The 20814-nt window shown below is 37.9% G+C and carries 17 protein-coding genes; 3 read left to right on the top strand and 14 right to left on the bottom strand.

What is annotated here, in order from left to right; all coding sequences use genetic code 11:
* The first annotated feature begins 15 nt into the window (after positions 1–15).
* Complete coding sequence (locus OLW01_RS06840) at positions 16–1875, top strand: TonB-dependent receptor plug domain-containing protein (protein WP_268076037.1); 1860 nt, start codon at positions 16–18, stop codon at positions 1873–1875.
* A gap of 61 nt (positions 1876–1936) precedes the next feature.
* Here OLW01_RS06840 and OLW01_RS06835 read toward each other — a convergent pair whose 3' ends face one another.
* The 10 genes from OLW01_RS06835 to OLW01_RS06790 all read right to left on the bottom strand — a co-directional run bounded on the left by OLW01_RS06835 (position 1937) and on the right by OLW01_RS06790 (position 11885).
* The gene (locus tag OLW01_RS06835) at positions 1937–2941 is read right to left on the bottom strand and encodes a LamG domain-containing protein (RefSeq protein WP_268076036.1); all 1005 of its coding nucleotides are present in this window, start codon (positions 2939–2941) and stop codon (positions 1937–1939) included.
* 283 nt (positions 2942–3224) lie between these two features.
* On the bottom strand, positions 3225–4793 hold the full coding sequence (lysS, locus tag OLW01_RS06830; RefSeq protein ID WP_268076035.1) for a lysine--tRNA ligase: 1569 nt from the start codon (positions 4791–4793) through the stop codon (positions 3225–3227).
* Positions 4794–4833: 40 nt separating this feature from the next.
* Positions 4834–5932 (bottom strand): peptide chain release factor 2 gene (gene prfB / locus OLW01_RS06825; protein WP_268076034.1). Its coding sequence is split into 2 segments (ribosomal slippage): positions 4834–5856 and positions 5858–5932, totalling 1098 coding nucleotides; the frame shifts between segments, so codons are not numbered across the junction.
* A gap of 76 nt (positions 5933–6008) precedes the next feature.
* Positions 6009–7151: a cupin domain-containing protein gene (locus tag OLW01_RS06820; protein ID WP_268076033.1), complete on the bottom strand. Its 1143-nt coding sequence runs from the start codon at positions 7149–7151 to the stop codon at positions 6009–6011.
* Positions 7151–7387: a DUF2798 domain-containing protein gene (locus OLW01_RS06815; RefSeq protein WP_268076031.1), complete on the bottom strand. Its 237-nt coding sequence runs from the start codon at positions 7385–7387 to the stop codon at positions 7151–7153. The genes OLW01_RS06820 and OLW01_RS06815 overlap by 1 nt, the downstream gene beginning before the upstream one ends.
* Positions 7388–7500: 113 nt before the next feature.
* Positions 7501–8868: an adenylosuccinate lyase gene (gene purB / locus OLW01_RS06810; protein ID WP_268076030.1), complete on the bottom strand. Its 1368-nt coding sequence runs from the start codon at positions 8866–8868 to the stop codon at positions 7501–7503.
* 12 nt (positions 8869–8880) lie between these two features.
* Positions 8881–9513 (bottom strand): high frequency lysogenization protein HflD, encoded by a 633-nt coding sequence (hflD, locus tag OLW01_RS06805; protein ID WP_268076028.1) that lies wholly within the window; start codon positions 9511–9513, stop codon positions 8881–8883.
* A gap of 11 nt (positions 9514–9524) precedes the next feature.
* Positions 9525–10625 (bottom strand): tRNA 2-thiouridine(34) synthase MnmA, encoded by a 1101-nt coding sequence (mnmA, locus tag OLW01_RS06800; protein WP_268076027.1) that lies wholly within the window; start codon positions 10623–10625, stop codon positions 9525–9527.
* 56 nt (positions 10626–10681) lie between these two features.
* Entirely contained in the window at positions 10682–11131 is a 450-nt protein-coding gene (locus OLW01_RS06795) for an NUDIX hydrolase (protein WP_268076026.1), read from the bottom strand.
* Between the two features lie 43 nt (positions 11132–11174).
* On the bottom strand, positions 11175–11885 hold the full coding sequence (locus tag OLW01_RS06790; protein ID WP_428980179.1) for a pseudouridine synthase: 711 nt from the start codon (positions 11883–11885) through the stop codon (positions 11175–11177).
* A gap of 330 nt (positions 11886–12215) precedes the next feature.
* On the opposite strand from OLW01_RS06790, the gene OLW01_RS06785 reads away from it, so the two are divergent.
* Positions 12216–14444, top strand: coding sequence for an NADP-dependent isocitrate dehydrogenase (locus OLW01_RS06785; RefSeq protein ID WP_268076024.1), 2229 nt, complete (start codon positions 12216–12218; stop codon positions 14442–14444).
* A 423-nt stretch (positions 14445–14867) separates the two neighbouring features.
* Here the strand turns inward: OLW01_RS06785 and OLW01_RS06780 are convergent, their stop codons facing one another.
* Positions 14868–18068 (bottom strand): HD domain-containing phosphohydrolase, encoded by a 3201-nt coding sequence (locus OLW01_RS06780; protein WP_268076023.1) that lies wholly within the window; start codon positions 18066–18068, stop codon positions 14868–14870.
* Positions 18069–18182: 114 nt separating this feature from the next.
* Positions 18183–18404, bottom strand: coding sequence for a hypothetical protein (locus OLW01_RS06775; RefSeq protein WP_268076022.1), 222 nt, complete (start codon positions 18402–18404; stop codon positions 18183–18185).
* Positions 18405–18497: 93 nt separating this feature from the next.
* On the opposite strand from OLW01_RS06775, the gene OLW01_RS06770 reads away from it, so the two are divergent.
* Positions 18498–18965 (top strand): YchJ family protein, encoded by a 468-nt coding sequence (locus OLW01_RS06770; protein WP_268076020.1) that lies wholly within the window; start codon positions 18498–18500, stop codon positions 18963–18965.
* 78 nt (positions 18966–19043) lie between these two features.
* On the opposite strand, the gene htpX is transcribed toward OLW01_RS06770, so the two are convergent.
* Complete coding sequence (gene htpX / locus OLW01_RS06765) at positions 19044–19913, bottom strand: protease HtpX (protein ID WP_268076018.1); 870 nt, start codon at positions 19911–19913, stop codon at positions 19044–19046.
* A gap of 171 nt (positions 19914–20084) precedes the next feature.
* Complete coding sequence (locus tag OLW01_RS06760) at positions 20085–20807, bottom strand: hypothetical protein (RefSeq protein ID WP_268076016.1); 723 nt, start codon at positions 20805–20807, stop codon at positions 20085–20087.
* Between the last annotated feature and the right edge of the window lie 7 nt (positions 20808–20814).

The following is a 20814-nucleotide window of genomic DNA, read 5'->3' as shown; positions in this document are numbered from 1 at the left end:
AAAGAGAAGTATCAGATGAACCTAACTGTTAAGTCCACTTTACCTGCTTTATTATGCAGCTTGTCGTCCTATTCATTGGCCGCAGATAACAATATAAACACAGATGATATTGAGAGAATTAGTATAGAAGCCTCACCTACAGCTAATAAAGAGCCTGTAGGTACGTTTGATTCCCCTGTTTCTAATTTAGATTATGATCCCCGTGTCGATTTACAATCTCGAAATATGGCAGAAGCTCAAGCTGATATAAGTATTCGTGGCGGTATTTTTGAAAATACCGGTTTTCGGGTTGGTAGTGCCACTTTACTTGATCCTCAAACAGGTCATTACGTTGCAGAATTACCAATTGCCCCTCAAATGCTGCGCGGACCTTATATTATGACCGGTGCGGACAATGCGCTTTTCGGTTTAAATAGCTCTGTTGGTACGGTGGCTTTTGACTGGAAACCAATTAGTTCAGGTGGACAAATTTCAATAGGTGCCGGTAGCAATGATTTTAATTTGCAAAGCATATATGCTGCAAAGCGCACACCATTAAAAGATAGCCTACAAGATTGGCATTTAGGGGTTGAAGGTGAGTTTTCTCGCTCGGCAAGTGATGGCTCTATTGATAATGGTGATCATCATTTTAAGCGCGCGTCAGGCCGTATTCAATTGACGGATGCTAACTCGCAAACAGATTTATTTTTTGGGTTACAAGAAAAGTTTTTTGGCTGGCCAAATTTATATACGCCGTTTAATGTGAATGAAACTGAAGATCTAAAAACACGACTCTTAATGCTTAATCACAAACAAAATTATGCAAACCAGAGTTCATTTGAGGTCTCTGCTTATTATCGCCGTCATAATGACCATTATATTTATTCACGTGAAAATCCAGAAGCTTTTCAAACTTTTCATGAAACCGAGGTTAAATCTATCGCGTTTTCAGGGCGGCATGTTCAAACGGAGGCGTTTGCTTGGAATTACTCAACTCAGTTACTTTCTGATTCTATTGAATCAACTGCGTTAGAAAACAACTTTACCACCCGAAACTATATTAAAGCCAGCATTTTACCTGAGTATAAAATAGCCTTAACGCCTAATGAACTCGTAACAATGCGTTTAGGCGCTTCGTTTGATGATAGTAACCGGGATGATTCAAAAACCTCATTGCTGGGCGATTTGGTTTGGCATAAAACCAACACCGATGGAAGATCTAAATCAGTCTATTTTTCATATGCACAAGCTAGCCAAGTGGCCGGTTATACCGCAATAGGCGGAAGTGATTCAGGTGGGTTATTTAGAAGTAATTATGAATTAGAACGCGAAACCACCACTAACCTAGAGCTAGGGTTAGTGTTAGAGCAATATGATTGGCGTTTAAGCTCAGCTATTTTTTATCGTAAAGATGATAATTTAACAGACTGGACTTACAATTTTGATTCAACTTCGGCTCGCTATGCTAATCCAGTTGATATTGATACAACGGGTTTAGAGTTATTAACGACTCGATATTTTGATAACGCTGAAATCGTATTGGGTTATACGTTTTTACGAAAATCAGAAGATTACGGTGATGCCAATATTGATGCTAGTTTTTATGCGTTAAATTACCCTAATCATAGAGTTACTTTGGGTACGATTTGGCAACTTACGGATATAATTGACCTAAGACTAGATAATGAATGGCGTAAGCAAGAAGATAATTTACTCAGAAACAGTGATGACGATGCATTATTTACTCACCTAACGTTAACGATTAAACCTGAGCAACTCTCTGGATTAATGATTACATTGGCAGCAGATAACTTATGGAATGAGTCATTCGAAGAAGTGCCTGGTACGCCTGGACGTGGTGAGCAATACACAGTAAGTGCAACTTACAATTGGTAATCTAATTTCAATTTATAGTGATGGTTTGTCGGTAAATAGACACCGACAAACCAAACGAGCATTATTTAGTTTCTAAACGCCAAGTTCTTACCCAATCAACTCTCATGGTATTAATAGAGTCGTCTAGCAAATCATTTTTATCAGGTAAGCCGCCTACCCAAGAAGAATCTTGAGTCCATAAATCCCAGATCAAATGTTGCTCTAGCGTAAATGGGTTTGTGGTTTTTATTTTTCCTGCAGGTTCACCATCCAGATAGAATTGTACATTGTGCTCATCTTTCCACCATGCCCCTACTACGTGATACTCTTCATTCCAAGCAACACCTTTTAGCGTATTACCTTCAGATAAATGACGGTTATCAAAATTACCTTTGCTTCGTTCAGTTACACCGTCTTTAACCACAAAATATTGTGAATGCATAGTCCATGGGTAATCAGGGTTTGCATAATCGGTTGATGGATTTGAGTTATTTTCGATAATATCTATTTCATCTCGGTTATCAATATCCCCATTATTTAACCAAAACGTATTGTAGGCTGAAATGTGTGCGGTTTTGATCCGACTTTCAGTGTACATAGGAAATTTAATTTTACTTTTTGAGCGAACGCGTGATGTCTCAAACCATTGGTTTTCACTTTCAGCATTTAACGTGGCTTTAATCCATAAATTACCACCATCAACTCCAGAATTTTTATTGAGCATATTGACTGGCGTATCACCATAATTCCAGTTTGTTTTTACCCATTTATTTGAATCCCAAAAATCGAATTCATCTGACAATTCTTCTACTTTCACCCAGTACATATCATCTGGCGTTGTATCGTTAAAGGATACAAAACTAGGCGTTCTTGGATCGGCTTCATTTACGTTAATAACAAGCGGCTCTTCTGTCGTCTCATCGTTATCTGTATTATCTTCTTGATCGACAACTTCATTATTATCCCCTGCATCGGTTGTATTATCTACCACAGGTTTATTTTCATTCGGCTCACTTGAACCTGAAGTTGAGTTACAGCCTGTAAGGCATATTAGCAAAGCGGCTAAGGTGGTCATTTTTAACTTCATATCAATCCTACAATCACATTATATTAATAACCTTGTTAACAATAAACTATTTAAAGTAAAATTCAATAGCTAATTTTTGCAATAGATAATTTTTACTCAATTTGAAGATGGAAAAACTACAATGAGTTTAAAAAAGAAATTTAATCTGAGTGAAAGTGCAGGAAATGGATTTTTTGGCGTTGTTTTGCAATGCGTTTATTAAAATTAAGGTAAGCTAAATATAAAAAGGGTTAACCTTTCGATTAACCCTTTTTTAAAAGTACTAACTTTAAAAATGATACTACTAGCCGTCAGTTAACGGACGCATATGCGGGAATAAAATAACATCTTTAATCGTTGGACAGTCAGCAAATAGCATGACTAAACGATCAATCCCTATACCTTGCCCTGCTGTTGGCGGTAAGCCAAATTCGAGCGCTGTGATATAATCATCATCAAAATGCATGGCTTCTTCATCACCTGCATCTTTTTCTTGTACTTGCTTGTTAAAGCGAGCAGCTTGATCTTCAGCATCATTAAGCTCTGAGAAACCATTTGCCAATTCACGGCCACCAACAAAAAACTCAAATCTGTCAGTCACAAATGGGTTGTCATCGTTACGGCGCGCTAGTGGTGAAACTTCCCATGGGTATTCTGTAATAAAGGTGGGTTGAATCAGTTTATGTTCTGCCACTTCTTCAAATATCTCACACAAATATTTACCCGCGCCCCAAATTCCTTGTTTTTCAGGCTCTTTAACTCCCACTTGTTTTGCCATTGCACGGATTGCATCAAAGTTGTTTTCTGGATCTTTTAATACCGCGGCATCTAAATCAGGTGCGTGTTTAATAACAGCATCGGCCATTGATAAACGTTCAAATGGTTGCCCAAAATCGTACTCGATGGTTTCTGTTATCTCACCATTTTCGTCGCGTTTTGTATTGGTTATTATGGTTGAACCTAATACGTTTTGCGCCAAAGTACGTAGCATATCTTCGGTCAGATTCATTAAATCGTTATAATCTGCATAGGCTTGATAGAATTCTATCATGGTAAATTCAGGGTTATGGCGTGTGCTTAAACCTTCGTTTCTAAAGTTACGGTTAATTTCAAACACGCGGTCAAAGCCGCCTACGACTAAACGTTTTAAATATAACTCTGGCGCGATACGTAAAAACATATCTATGCTAAGCGCATTATGATGTGTGACAAAAGGCTTAGCGGTAGCGCCGCCCGGAATCACCTGAAGCATAGGCGTTTCAACTTCCATAAACCGGCGTTCGGTTAAGTATTGGCGAATTCCACTGACAACTTGTGAACGAATTTGGAAAACATCACGTGTTTCTTGGTTGATCATTAAATCAACGTAGCGTTGGCGATATTTGGTTTCTTGATCAGCTAAGCCATGGTATTTTTCTGGCAATGGACGAAGTGATTTAGTTAATAATTTATATTCAGACATGTGAACATATAAATCGCCTTTGCCTGATTTATGCAAAGGTCCTTTAACGCCAATTATATCGCCAATATCAAGTACACCATAGCGTTCTTTTAAATCGGCTTGTACTGTTTTTTTATCCGCATAGGCTTGGATGCGTCCAGTCATATCTTGAATCACCATAAAAGGCCCACGTTTGGCCATGATTCTGCCGGCAATTGAAACTATGTTAGCTTCTTCTGCGAGTGTTGGTTTATCTTTGTCTTGATATTGTGCCTGTAAATCAGCGGCATAATGTTCTGGTTGAAAATCATTTGGATGCGCGTTCGCCGGACATTTTTCTCTGATGGCTGCTAATTTAGCTTTGCGCTCTGCAATAAGTTTATTTTGCTCTTGTGCGATTTCATTTTGAGTTGATGCATTTTGTTCGGACATAATGATTCCAATAAATAACTAATACGTTTAACTTAAATAATTAAAGGCCGGCTTTTAACGCAGCTTCAATGTAAGGGTCTAATTCGCCATCCAAAACAGCTTGGGTATTGCGATTTTCTACCCCAGTTCGTAAATCTTTAATGCGTGAGTCATCCAATACGTATGAACGTATTTGACTGCCCCAACCTATATCTGATTTGCCGTCTTCCATGGCTTGTTTTTCAGCGTTTTGCTTTTGTAATTCGTGCTCATATAATTTAGCTTTAAGCTGTTTCATTGCCTGATCTTTATTTTTATGTTGTGAGCGATCGTTTTGGCATTGAACCACTATATTGGTTGGTGTATGAGTAATACGCACGGCTGAGTCGGTTCGGTTTACGTGCTGACCACCAGCACCTGAGGCGCGGTAAGTATCAATTCGTAAATCTGCCGGATTAATATCTATTTCAATATCATCATCCACTTCAGGGTAAATAAAAGCGGAAGCAAACGATGTATGGCGGCGATTACCTGAATCAAATGGTGATTTTCGAACTAAACGGTGTACGCCTGTCTCTGTGCGTAACCAGCCAAAGGCATATTCACCGATAATGCGCACCGTTGCAGATTTTATACCCGCTACTTCACCATCTGAAATTTCAATTAACTCAGTTTTAAAACCATGAGATTCAGCCCAGCGTAAATACATGCGCAGCAGCATATTACACCAGTCTTGTGCTTCTGTGCCGCCTGAACCTGATTGTAAATCAATGTAACAATCTGCGGTATCATTTGGGCCGCTAAACATACGGCGAAATTCTAATCCAGCAATTTTTTCTTCAAGCTCGTCTAATTCGCTTAAAGCTTCGTCAAAAGTTTCTTGATCTTCAGCTTCAACTGCTAATTCAATCAGCCCTGAAATATCTTCAACACCTTGTTCTAATTCGTCAATGGTATTAACGATAAGCTCAAGCGATGAACGCTCTTTACCAAATGCTTGGGCTTTATCTGGTTCATTCCAAATATCGGGTTGTTCTAATAAACGCGATACTTCTTCTAACCGTTCTGATTTTTGTTCATAGTCAAAGATACCCCCTAAGCGTTTCGGTACGCTCGCTAATATCTTTTATTTTGTTTTGCACAGGGTTTAATTCAAACATGCAATCTCAACTTTGATATGGATAAAATAAGCGCCGAATTGTACCGAAAATTACGCGAGTTTGGTATAGCAAATCATTAAAACTCAGAATCATCCTCAACAAAAATCAGACCTTCGTTAACCAGCGCGACTAGCAACTGTAAATTATCTAAGTTTTGTACAAACTCGTTAAGCTGCTGGCTGCTGTATTGCTGATTTTGCGCAAGGTATTTTGCAAAACTGTGTTGAGCTAAATTAAGCGAAACGGCTTCACCGTTAATAAATAAATTGTCCGCTATAAATAGACATCTTAAGCCGCCTAATTTATGCCAATGTGTTACTTGTTGGAGTATTTCAAGTATGTCTTCGCTTTGGTATGCTGGCGTGATTGGGTCTATGGCCAGTTCATGTTTAGCTTGAGTTAAATAGCAACCTAACCAGTTGTTAAAATGAGTGTCATCCGACACTGTTGATAAAATCAACTGTCTTAATTGGGCTATTTCAGCTGTGCTGACTTGGCTATTATCAGCTCGCAGTGTTAAAGACGGATCAGCATAACGCTGCTTAAAACATTCTTCTTGCAATGCGTAGTCGGCAAATGATGAGAGTAAATCTTGTTGGTCTGGGGCTCTAAATCCAATTGAATAATTTAAAGCCGGTTCAATAGCGTAACCTTCATGAGGACAGCCCGGCGGAATATATAACAAATCGCCTGGCTCTAAAACGGCATCAATAATAGCGTCAAAGCCGGTTACTTGTAGTAAATCTGGATGTGGTATTTTATCTGTTAGCGCTTGTGGTAACCCCACTTTCCAATGACGTTTACCTTGGCCCTGTAAAATAAAAACATCATATTGATCAACATGCGCTCCTACACCGCCACCTGGCATTGAAAAGCTCACCATGACATCGTCAATGCGCCAATTAGGAATAAAACGAAAAGGCTCGATTAGCTCAGCGGTTTCAACAGAAACATGATCGACGGCTTGAACAAGCAAAGTCCAGTCTTGTTCTGATAAATGTGAAAAGCTTTCAAATGGCCCGTGTTCAACATGCCATTTGTCATCTTGTTTAATAATAATGCGAGATTCAATTTCAGCTTCACAGGCTAAGCCCGCGAGTTCGTCAGCATCGATAGGATCGTCAAACGAATTAAAAGCGCCTTTAATTAAAACCGGTTTTTTTTGCCAGTATTCTTGTAAAAATTGCGCTGGTGAAAAGTTCGAAAACTGATATTTCATTACGTAACCTGTTCATTTTTAATGAGTTTATTAACCATTTTTCGTACAAACGGATTAATGACCACAATGGTTGGAAACGCAACGCTAAATGCAAATGCCCACGCTTTTAGCCAAATGAATAATAATCCATTGGTCCAGCCTAAATTAAATAAGGTGATAACTAACGACATAATACATGACATTGTCATCGACATCACAAAAGCAAATACAATGCTTTGATACTTTTTATCAATCACCTTTGAACTCCTACCATATTTAAAAAGTTGCTGACCAAACTTATGTTAGTTGTTTAAAGCCAAAAACAAAAAAGGCAGCGTACGCTGCCCTTTTTCTTTTATTGGGCAAGTTTTTATAACTCGTCAACAAAAGTTTGCGCTCGACCAATATAACTGGCTGGCGTCATTTCTTTTAAGCGCACTTTTTCGGCTGCTGGGATATCTAACTTTTCAATAAACTCAGCCATAATTTCTTTATTAACGCGTTTACCACGGGTTAATTCTTTTAACTTTTCGTATGGCTTTTCAATCGCGTAGCGGCGCATCACGGTTTGAATTGGCTCAGCTAATAATTCCCAGTTTTGATCAAGTTCATTTAATAAGCTTTGCTCGTTCACTTCTAGCTTGCTAATACCTTTTAACGTGGCTTGATAAGCAATAATAGAGTTGGCTACACCCACACCTAAATTACGTAAAACCGTTGAATCGGTCAAATCGCGCTGCCAACGAGAAACAGGCAATTTTTGGGCTAAGTGAGTGAAAATAGCATTTGCGATGCCTAAGTTGCCCTCTGAATTTTCAAAATCAATTGGATTAACTTTATGTGGCATGGTTGACGAACCAATTTCACCGGCAACGGTTTTTTGCTTAAAGTGACCTAATGCAATATAAGCCCAGATGTCACGGTCAAAATCTAAAATAATGGTGTTTGCACGCGCAACTGCATCAAACAATTCAGCAATGTAATCATGTGGTTCAATTTGTGTTGTATAAGGGTTCCAAGTTAATCCTAAGCTAGTAACATAGCTGGCACTAATGCTATTCCAGTCTAATTCAGGGTAAGCAGATAAATGTGCGTTGTAGTTACCAACTGCACCATTAAATTTGCCTAAAATTTCAACTTGGGCAATTTGCTCGCGCTGGCGTTTCAAACGCATATAAACGTTTGCCATTTCTTTGCCCATGGTTGTCGGAGACGCCGGTTGGCCATGGGTACGCGCCATCATAGCAACATCGCGATACTCTTTTGCTAAGCGATTTAACTCGGATAAAATTTTATCAATGTAAGGTAAAATAACCGTTTTTCTAGCTTCGCTTAACATTAAGCCATGCGATAAATTGTTAATATCTTCAGAGGTACAAGCAAAATGGAAAAATTCAGTGACAGCGTGTAATTCAGCGTTGTTTTCAATTTTTTCTTTTAAGAAATATTCAACTGCTTTAACGTCGTGATTAGTGGTGCGTTCAATTTCTTTTACTCGCGCCGCATCCGCTTCACTAAATTCATCAACAATATTGTCTAACACTTTATTAGCGTCAGCTGAAAACGCAGGTACTTCATCGATGCCCGCAATTTCTGCCATTTTTTGTAGCCATCTAACTTCAACCGTTACACGGTATTTAGTCAAACCATATTCACTAAAAATAGGTCGTAACTCAGTTGTTTTACTACCATAGCGGCCATCTACTGGCGATATTGCAGTTAAGCTGGATAAATCCATTGAAATCTCCTGTTAAGATATAAGGTTTTGTTTTAAGGCTTGTTCTGCAAAATGCACCCAATGTTGCCTACGTAATACAATATTTCTGCGCTGACCACCTAATTGTCGCCACAGTACTGCTGAGCGAACTGCTGCAAGTAACAAAGCTCTGACTTTATTCTGTACTGAGTTTTGCTTGAGTAAATCAGGATTGCCCAAAACTTTAATGGGCGAGCCAAGTGGACTGATTACTGTTTTATAGGTTTGGGCAAAGCCTTCTAACACTAAATCATGAGTAAGCTCAAAATGAGCTCGTTTTTGTTCTAATAAATTAATTTGTTTTGATAACTTTTCTAAATTAGCTTGGCGTTTTGTTAATCGTCTTTCCAGTGTTAACGCGCTGAGTACATAGCGTGTTAGCTCAGCATCTTTTACGTGTGAATTATTGCCAAGTTGCTCACGTATAATTTTTAATCCAGCTGATAGGTTTTGCTCACCACTATATACTGAGGCGGTATCATCCGGATTAATATTCAAAACCGACTCTAGCATGACTTCAAGCTCGCTTTGATTAAGCGAACCGCGTCTGGCGATGGTTTGTACCATGTAACAAGCCTGACAGACGCCAGCGAGTGCTAAAGTTTGTTGATATGTCACTTTTGCCATTAAATTTTAACTTACTTAATCAATTTATCAATAATCGCGCCACCTAAGCAGACTTCGCCTAGGTAAAATACCGCGGATTGTCCTGGTGTTACCGCAGCAACAGGATTATCAAACATTACTTTATAGTTGTTCTCGTCTATTTGTTCAATGGAGCAATTAACATCTGTTTGGCGATAGCGTGTTTTCACAGTACAGTCTAATTTAACTTGTGGACCTTTTCGATCACCCCAATGAGCCTGGTTTATGATCATTCCGGTTGAAAATAATCTTGGATGGTCACTGCCTTGGGCTACCACTAGTACGTTGCGTTCTAAATCTTTATCAACTGTATACCAAGGTGCTTCACCTGCATTTTTTAATCCACCAATGCCTAGACCTTTTCGTTGGCCTAACGTGTGATACATTAACCCTTCATGCTGGCCAATTATATCGCCTTCTGTGGTTTCAATATTGCCAGGTTGCGCAGGTAAATACTGTTGTAAAAAATCTTTAAATTTACGCTCACCAATAAAACAAATACCAGTTGAGTCTTTTTTATTGGCGGTGACTAAATCTTGTGCTTCGGCAATTTGCCTCACTTCTGGTTTTTCTAACTCACCTACCGGAAATAAAGTTTGTGCGATATGTTCACTGGCTAATGTGTATAAGAAATAACTTTGATCTTTATTGTTATCTAAACCGCGTAGCATTTTCCATTCGCCGTTAACATTGGCTCTACGCACATAATGCCCAGTGGCAATGTAATCGGCGCCCAGCGCTTCGGCAGCAAACTCTAAAAAGGCTTTAAATTTAATTTCTTTGTTACACATAATATCAGGGTTTGGGGTGCGCCCTGCTTTATATTCAGCTAAAAAGTATTCAAATACGTTATCCCAATACTCAGCAGCAAAATTAATAGTGTGTAGTTCAATACCTAACTTGTCAGCTACAGCTTGGGCATCTTCTAAATCTTGCGCAGCTGCACAATATTCATCAGTGTCATCTTCTTCCCAGTTTTTCATAAACAATCCTTCAACTTGATATCCTTGTTGAAGTAATAAATAAGCTGATACTGAAGAGTCTACACCGCCAGACATACCAACAATGACTTTTTTATCACTGTTATTCGACATATTTATAAAACCTGCTGCTAAAATTTGGGGCGCTATTCTAGCATTGTTTGTGCACGCTATAAATAACTTTGAATCGCAGATAATGGGATACGTTTACCCGCTAAATAATCATCTAAACAAATTTTAACCAAAGGGCTACGCATTTGATCCAATTTATTTTCAATTTGTTCAAGTGTAAGCCAATGTGCGGCGGTAATATCATCATCTTGAGGTTGTGTTTTGGGTAAAGTTTGCTGATCTAGTTCAATCAGGTAACAAAATCGCAAGTATTGGATTTTTTTAGCAACAACTTCGCTTTGGTAAATACCGACTAAAGCTTCTGGCTCTAATGTTAAGCCGGTTTCTTCATATAATTCACGTTTGGCTGCGGCTAATAAGGTTTCGTCTTTTTCAAGATGGCCCGCTGGTTGATTGTAAACTTGTTTGCCATCTTCTGTTTCTTCCACCAATAAAAAGTAATTTTGGCATTTTACAATGCACGCCACTGTGGTATTGGGTTTAAACATAAGCTGTCCTTTTGATGGATATGGTTTTTTTTAGGTGTGCTGGCTATATTTTTATTTCAGATAAATCTATCTCGCGCCATTGACCGGGCTCAAGTCCGTCTAAATTTATATTGGCAATTTGATGCCGAATTAAGCGTAGTGTGGGTAAGCCTACGTGAGCAGTCATGCGTCTCACTTGACGATTTTTGCCTTCAAATAAAGTGAGTTTCAGCCAAGATGTTGGAATGGATTGACGCTCGCGAATAGGTGGATTGCGCGGCCAGAGATCGTTAGGTTCTGGGATGATTTCAACTAAGGCGGGTTTGGTTAATCCATCTTTTAACGGCACACCTTTTTTAAGTGCGTCAATTTGTGTTTGATTGGCTTGTCCTTCCACTTGTACCCAATAAACTTTACCTTGTTTTTTATCTGGGTTAGCGAGTTGATGTTGCAGTTGACCGTTATTTGTTAGGATCAAAAGGCCTTCTGAATCTTTATCAAGTCGCCCTGCTGCATAAACATCTTTAACATTGATAAAGTCTTTTAGTGTTTTTCGGTTTTGATCGTCGGTGAACTGAGTTAGCACGTTAAAAGGCTTATTAAAAATAATCACTCTAGTTTGTTCTGCTGATATCGTTTTATGGGCAGGTTTACGATTAATGGACTTGAGATTATTACCTGTTTTACCCGATTTTATTTGTCGGTTTGCGGCTGGTTTTTTAGTTTGGAGTTTAAAAGGTCTGGCGCCTGATTTTGAAAGATTTTGTTTTGTCACCTGTGCCTGTCCAGTCTGCTCTAATTGGACGTTTAATATTAACCTAAATGGACTAAATATATAAGTTTGAAATTCAAATATATGATTTAGTAAATAATCACCATAATCTAACCTAATTAATTTCAACTTGTAGTTATCATTTTCCTTGATAGAATCAGTTTAGAATTAAACTTTAACCTTGCATTATAATAAGCAGTTAGCCTACCTAAGCAATTTTCACCTATGGTGAGTTGTAAATTTGTATGTAGCGTAAAGGTTCACTTTTACTCTGTAAGTTAACTGTATAACACTCACTCTTGTTGAGCACGATGCCATTAAAAGGAAACATAAATGACAAGCAAAACGCCTAAAATAATCTACACAATCACAGATGAAGCTCCCGCACTGGCGACCTATTCTTTTTTGCCTATTGTGCAAGCTTTTGCAAAGCAAGCTGATATTACAGTAGAAACTCGTGATATCTCTTTAGCCGGACGTATTTTATCGCAATTTCCAGAGTACTTAACGGATGCTCAAAAGCAATCTGATGATTTAGCAGAGCTGGGTGAGTTAGCAAAACAACCTGAAGCTAACATTATTAAACTACCTAATATCAGTGCTTCAATTCCTCAATTACTTGCAACCATTAAAGAGCTTCAAGCTAAAGGTTATGCATTACCTGAATATAAAAGCGAGCCTAAAACAGATGAAGAAAAGTCTGCAAAAGCCGCTTATGCAAAAGTATTAGGCTCAGCAGTAAACCCAGTTTTACGTGAAGGTAATTCAGATCGCCGCGCACCAACCGCTGTTAAAAACTATGCGAAGAAAAACCCTCATCGCATGGGTGAATGGTCAAAAGACTCTAAAGCACATGTAGCATCAATGACTGAAGGTGATTTTTACGGTAGTGAAAAGTCGGTGACAGTTAAGGCCGATGGCAAATTTAAAATTGAATTTACTGAAGAAGATGGCGCAACTACTTTATTAAAAGATTTTGCACCACTACAAGCAGGCGAAGTAATTGATTCATCTGTGATGAGTGCTAAAGCATTACAAGCTTTCTTAGCTGAGCAAATTCAAGATGCAAAAGATAAAGGTGTTTTGTTTTCATTACACATGAAAGCGACCATGATGAAAGTATCTGATCCTATTATTTTTGGTCAATGTGTTTCAGTATTTTATAAAGATGTTTTAGAAAAACATGCAGATACCTTTGCTAAATTAGATATAGATTTAAACAATGGTATTGGTGATGTTTTCTCAAAAATGGAGCAATTAACCCCTGCTGAGCAAGCTGATATTAGCGCTGATTTTGCAAAATTATACGAGTCAGCTCCGTCACTTGCCATGGTTGATTCAGATCGCGGAATTACCAATTTACATGTTCCAAGTGATGTTATTATTGATGCCTCTATGCCAGCGATGATCCGCGGCGGTGGTAAAATGTGGAACTCTGACGGTGAAGAGCAAGATGCTAAAGCTGTGATTCCAGACCGTTGTTATGCGGGTGTTTACGACGAAACTGTTAAATTCTGTATTGAAAATGGTGCTTTTGATCCAACCACCATGGGTACTGTACCTAACGTAGGTTTAATGGCTCAAAAAGCCGAAGAATACGGCTCACACGATAAAACGTTCCAAGCATCAGCTAAAGGCCAAATTAAAGTTATCGACGATAACGGTACTGAGCTAATGGTTCAACCAGTTGATAAAGGTGATATTTTCAGAATGTCTCAAGCTAAAGATACCCCTATTCAAGACTGGGTAAAACTAGCGGTGACTCGTTCACGTTTATCAAATACGCCTGTTATTTTCTGGTTAGATGAAAATCGTGCACACGATGCGCAAATGATAAACAAAGTAAAAACTTACCTAGCTGATCACGATACTGATGGTTTAGATATTCAAATTTTAGCCCCAGTAGAAGCAACTAAAGTAACACTTAGACGTTGTAAAGATGGTTTAGATACCATTTCAGCAACGGGTAATGTATTACGCGATTACTTAACTGACTTATTCCCGATTTTAGAGTTAGGAACAAGCGCTAAAATGTTATCAATTGTTCCATTAATGAATGGTGGTGGCTTATTTGAAACAGGTGCAGGTGGTTCAGCACCTAAACATGTCGATCAGTTAGTTAAGCAAAATTACTTGCGCTGGGATTCGTTAGGTGAGTTTTTAGCTTTAGCTGCTTCACTTGAGCATTTATCTAATACGATGAATAACGCAAAAGCTCAGGTTTTAGCTGAAACACTCGATAAAGCAACTGGCCAATTATTAGATAACAATAAATCACCTTCACGTAAATTAGGTGGCATTGATAATCGAGGCAGCCATTTCTATGTTGCTTTATATTGGTCACAAGCATTAGCTGAGCAAACACAAGATACTGACTTAGCAGCTGCGTTTGCACCTGTTGCTAAAACTTTAGCAGAGAACGAAGCTAAAATTGTTGAAGAGTTTACGAGCATTCAAGGCGATTGTGTTGAAATTGGTGGTTATTATAAGCCAAACGATGAGTTAGCCTCTAATGCGATGCGCCCAAGTGCAACCTTAAACGAAACAATCAATACTTTATAATCACGTGTTCAGCTTAAATAAATTAAAAAGTTTAAGTTGAAGTTTTAGTGATTTTTAACTTAAAACAGGAGGCAAAGCCTCCTGTTTTTGTTTATAGGCTTGCTATTTTTATTAATATTCAAGCACTTTTAACTATCTTATCCCCGCCCGCCTTTGCTACTCAGAGCAAGGTTATAGCTGAATATTTTTCACACAAACTAGCGATGTGGAAAAGTGCAGCAAGTGGCGCCATCATATTCACAAAAACGCTGCCAATACTGCTGCCAATACTTTCTATGTAAGCTTGGATTTTTAGTCCTGAAAATACATTTTGACTGCAGGATACAGTTATTTAGGATTTGTTTGGAACAAAACCCTGTGTTCTAAATGCCTGCTCCCCCATTTAAATATGGGCGATATATTAAAGTATGATTTTATTGAATCTCAACCCAAGTATTGCCGTATATCTATTTCATCAATTTGTGATTCGGTTAAGTAAGTTTTTGCGTATTGCAAATAAATACCTGAAGTTAAAAAAAGCTCAAATATGTCTTTGTCGACATGCTCGTCTAATACCATTTTATGTAAAATTTTAATGGCAACGCTTAAAGGCTTTGCTTTTTTATAGGGTCTGTCAGCCGCGGTTAATGCTTCAAAAATATCAGCCAAAACTAATACGCGCTCTGGAATGGATAAATCTTTTGCACTTAACTTGCGTGGATAGCCAGTGCCTTTTAAGGTTTCATGATGGGTGGATGCATATCGTGGGACTTTAGATAATTCATCTGGAAATGGTACTTGTTCTAACATTTTTATGGTGCTGATAATATGCTCATTAATTTTAAATCGATCTTCAGCCGTTAATGTACCACGCCCTACTTTAAGGTTGTGTAGCTCGCCTAAGTTATACTTATATTTAGGCGGTTTAACTTTAATGCCCAGTTTTTTATCATATTTAATGGGTTTGTCGTGCGAAATTAAATGTATTTTTTTATCCGCTAATAAGTTTTCGATTACAGGTAGTTGTTCATCTTCGTATTCCATTTTTAGCTCTTCTAAAGGCGATAATCCTATTTTATCGTCAAAGTGACGCAGCCAGGTTATTTTAGCTAATTCATCCAATCGTTTTTCACTAGCTTTATTTAAAAACTCGCTACCAACATTGGTGGATGCAATAAAAGCAAAGTCCTGAATGAGTTTCGATTGCTCTCTTTTTAGCTGTTGTTTTAATTGAACTTTATTCGAACTTGGTTGAGCCAATTTTTTATAATATTCGATTTCTGCATCACGCCACAACACCTCAAAGCGCATGCGGATTTCATGAATGCGGTTGTAGATAGTTTCTAACTTGGTGCCTTTATCTACGATATGCTCGGGTGTTGTGATTTTGCCACAATCATGTAGCCAAGCAGCAATGCTGAATTCTCTAAATTCATCATTGTTTTTAAATTCAAATTGATTAAATGGCGGTTTGTCAGATTCAGAAGCCGCTTTGGCTAACATAATGCCAAGTTTAGGCACTCGCTCACAATGCCCGGCTGTGTATGGCGATTTATCATCAATCGCTTGGGCAATCAGTTGAATAAAAGATTCGATTAATGCTTTTTGATTTTGCTCGTGCCGCTCAACCGCTCGTCCCATTCTGAGCATAGATTTAGCTAAACTTTCAATTTCAATAATGGAGCTAGATAACGTAGAAATTTTGTCATATTCTCGGTTTTTAATTTTTTCGGCTTCTTCTGATAGGCGTTTCACAGGTAATACGATAGGCGAAGCAAAATACCAAGAAATAGGTAACACTAAAAATAAACAACCAGCGGTAATTAAGATTGAAAACTGAATTTGTGCTCGGCTATGTGAAAAAATGTCGTCTTTATTAACCACTATAGCTAAATAATCGGTATTATTATTTTTATTTGAAAGCAGATTGGCGTCTGATTTAAGTGGTGATACATAAACATATTTTTCAATGCCATTAAGCGTTACTAAACTGAGCTTGCCTTGTTTTTCAGGCGCCTGTGTACGTTGTATTAATTCTGGATACGGCACTGCGCCTAGCGTTTTCACCTGACTGACTTTTTCATTAAGCCATTTTTCTTTTAGCTGTTTTTTAAACCTCGTTGATACTTGTTTGAGTGCTTCATTAATTAACGATAATATCTCTTGTTTATCTTTTTGTACAAGTAGGTGAAGTGTTTGCGGAAATTGATTAGGAGAAAAATTATTGATGGGATGATATTCAATATCATTTATAAAATATTGTTGCTGTGTATAAAGCAGCACGGCATGGTTATCTAGCCCCGCATCTACATTGCCAAAGGCAACCTGGTGCAGTAAATCTTGAGTATTGTTTACGGTGACCACGTTAATTTCAGGGTAGAATTTTTTAATAAAAGGCAACACCGACCAACCTTCTGGAATCGCCAATGTTTTTCCTTTTAAATCAGCCAGCGATTGAATTGAATTTTGACTTTTGTGAGTGGCTAACGAAAAAGGCAAACTGAGCAAAGGCTGGCTCAAAATCCCTTTTTTCTGGTTTTCAGGCGTGGGGAAAACAGGTTGTAAAATATCAATATCGCCTTGCTGGTAAAGCGTTAAAAACTGAGCCCAACTATGCCCATTAATGTAATTAAATTGAATGCCGGTTAACTGAGAAACACGGTTTAGTAAATCAATTGAGTAACCTTTTGGTTTGCCTGCAACAGAAAAATCAATTGGAGGCCAATTTGTCTCGTTAGATACCGTTAAGCTTGGGTATTTAGCAACTAGTGCTTGTTGTGATTTAGATAATTTTAATGGTGTGGGCTTTTCATATAAAGTCTCGATCTGCGGATCTAAATTGCTGGCAACTATATCGCCACTTTTTTGAAAAATATACATCTCACTTTGAAAGCGACTATTGTATTCTTTGTCTTGACGATTTAAATATTCAGATAAAGCGGATAGCGCGATATCAACGGCTAAAACGCGGTTTGACTGCTGTATTTTTATTGAATAAGTTTGCCCTGGTGCTTTTAAATGACTGAATAAATAAGGGGCTGTTTTTAAAACTTGATTATGTTTGGCTTGGGTAAACCAAAGTCTTTTTCTAGGGTCGTACTCACTGGGTTCGGTTAAACTAATACGTAATTTAAAGTTTTCATCATAATAAAAAGTTTGTTTTACCTTGTTGCCATTTACATCAATTATTTTAATAACAACCCAGCGGTCTTGCTCTATTGCTTTAAGTTGTTTGCGTACCACCTGACTGGTATTTAAATTAATAAGTTCATAAAAATCACCATCAGGTTCACCAATATATAAAGCATAAAACAAAGGCGCGTTTTGCATTATTTGAGCAAACTGCTGTTTTATTTGAAATTTTAACCCACTGTTAGATGATTGAAGCAGTTTATTTTTACTAAGCAGCTTTAGAGTATTTTCTGCCGATTGATTAATTTGAGCTAAATGATTAACTGTGTTGTATGTTGTTAAATTAAATAACTTCATACTGGATTCAACCGCCATTTTTTGGCTAAAATAGTATTGCAAACTAATTGCTACGCAGGCTGTAATGGCTGTTGCCATTACAAAAACACTAACCACAGTAAGCCGGATTGAAAAATGAAGTTTATTTTTGAATTTATCAATGTAGGCTTTTAGCATTGCAGTCCTTGCATTATAAGGGGCTTTTAATTCAAGATATTAGCTAACTTATTATCGAAAGTTCAGATTATTTAAATTTAGTTTAAAAAAGCGAAAAACCCCAAAGTATCTTTTTTATTGTTTACGATTAATTATTGCATCACGCTCTTTTTTGTATTCCTCGTAGCTTTTATCAAACTGCGCAAAACAACGCTCTCGTTCTAAATAATCCGCAATCAGTTCACATTTAGCAATGTTTTTGCCCATTTCTTGTGTTGCGTGATATGCCTGTTGTTGGCTACAAGCGGTTATAAAAAGCGTAATAAAACAGATTAAGCTTACAATATTATTTTTCATATCCATTATTTTGTATGCGAGTTTCCATCTTTTATACGCTTTGCTTATGATAAAATAAAGTCATTCCCCTTTTTAAATTAAAAGATTTTTATTATGTTGTGCCCTTGTCAGTCTAATTTACCCTTTGAGCAATGTTGCGAACCTTTTATCAATCAAACGCAAAGGCCAGAAACAGCTGAGCAATTAATGCGCTCAAGATATAGCGCTTATCAACAAGCCAAAGTTGACTATATTTATCAGACACAAGCGCCAGATACCCGAGATAAAAATTTATTGGCGGAGATTAATCGTTTTGCTAAATCAGTCCAATTTATAGGACTCACTGTAATCGCCGATCGGGTAAAAACTGAGAATAGTGCAGAAGTTGAATTTATTGCACGTTATATTGATGCTAACGATTTGGTTGAAATGCAGGAGTGCTCGCAGTTTATTAAGCTAGAAGGCGCTTGGTATTACACAGAAGGACAATTGGCTGTAAAGCGCAAAGCAATATCTAAAAATCAAGCTTGCGCCTGTGGGTCAGGTAAAAAATTTAAGCGTTGCTGCGCCGCTAAATATTAATTAGCCCGAGTTGAGGTTAAAGCAGAACCAATGTGGTTCTGCTTTAAAGTGAGTCGATTGATGAGAATTCGGGACGAATTAGGATTGTCTAAGCGCTTCAATTCTTTTATCTAAAGGTGGATGAGTTGATAATAAATTGACTAACTTTCCACCTTTAATACCAAAGGCCATGATAGAGCCTTCTAAGCGACTTTCGTGACTTTGTTTTAAGCGCTCCAGTGCACTCATCATCGCTTGTTTACTGGTTAAATACGCCCCGCCAGCATCTGCTCTAAATTCTCGTTTTCTTGAAAACCAAGCGACAACCATACTGGCCAAAATACCAAATAGCATCTCTAGTACAAATACAATCGCAAAATAGGCAAAGCCGCCTAACCCACCGCCTTGTTGATCATTAGAACGTGTAGCATTTGAAATAATACCGGCGACCACTCGGGCTAAGAAAATGACAAAGGTGTTGACCACACCTTGAATCAAGGTGAGCGTGACCATATCGCCATTGGCAATATGGCTAACTTCGTGTCCGATAACCGCTTCAGCTTCGTCTTTTGTCATATTATTTAATAGCCCCGAACTGACCGCGACTAAAGCATTATTTTTATTTGCACCTGTTGCAAATGCATTCATTTCTGGTGAATTAAAGATGGCGACTTCAGGCATACCTATTTTGGCTTGTTTAGCATGACGGCGAACGGTTTCAACCAGCCATTGCTCTGTGCTATTTCGGGGTTGCTCAATAACCATAGCGCCAACCGAGCGTTTAGCTATCCACTTTGACATTAACAATGAAATAAAAGCACCACCAAAGCCAAAAACACAGGCCATTACCAATAACCCTCCATAACCTCTGGCATTAATACCAAAGACTGAAAAGATAACACTCATGGCGATGCTTAATGTCAGCATAACTGCCAAATTTGTAACCAAAAACAGAATAATACGTTGCATATAAACTCCGGTTAAAAACCACAGATTTAAGGGTCTCATTAATTAACTTACGTTAAAGTTAACAAATTAAAGATAAAGACATAATATGTCTAACCCAGTAAAAATCAAGTGATAAATATAGATATTTTTAACGCCTATAATACCTGTCACAGTTCGTCTATTACAAAGCTACTACAAACTTAAGAGTTGCTGTCGAAGCTCTGGTTCAGTTGTTTTTTGACTTAGCCAAATTGCTAAAAAAGCCAGTGAAAATTCTGAATCGGTTATCACTTTTAAAGACTCATTTTGATAAAAAAACTGGCCTTGGTATTGGTTATTCGTGTTTGGGTTGGCATCTTTTAAGGTTTTATCTTGAGATGTCGTTTGCAGCACAAAAATGAGCTGTTCTCCGGTTTTAATATCCGGCCATATTTGGCTTAAAGTTTGTAACCAAATTTGGTATTTTTTTCGGTCTAACCCAAGCTTATCCCATTGCTTTTTCGTTTCATCCACTAAATCATCGCTGTCAATATCTCGGTTGTACTGTATTTTTAATGCGGCTTGTTCACACAAATTAGCTAACAGCTTAAGTTCAGAATATACATCTGTTTGTTTTCGCTTTATGTTTTCACTGTATGTCTGTCTCTGCGCTTTAAACTCTGCGCTATTTTTACAATAAAACCAACTATCATAAACATCCCACCAAAGCACACTTAAATTAGCCTGGCCAATGGGCGGTTGTGTCAGCCAAAATAGTTTAATTGAATGGGAAATAGCCTTAGGACTATCGGAGGTTAACAAGGCATCCTCACTGGCAAGCGATTGAGAGCTGATACTCATGCCCATAATCACGACCACAAATAGTAGACTAAGTTTTAAATGAGCAGACTTAAATTGAGTCAAGTATGCCAACATAAATTAA

This window comes from Catenovulum adriaticum (assembly GCF_026725475.1).
In the GTDB taxonomy this organism is placed as follows: domain Bacteria; phylum Pseudomonadota; class Gammaproteobacteria; order Enterobacterales; family Alteromonadaceae; genus Catenovulum; species Catenovulum adriaticum.
Note: the sequence above shows the minus strand (reverse complement) of the source record. Positions and strands in the feature narration are given on the sequence as shown.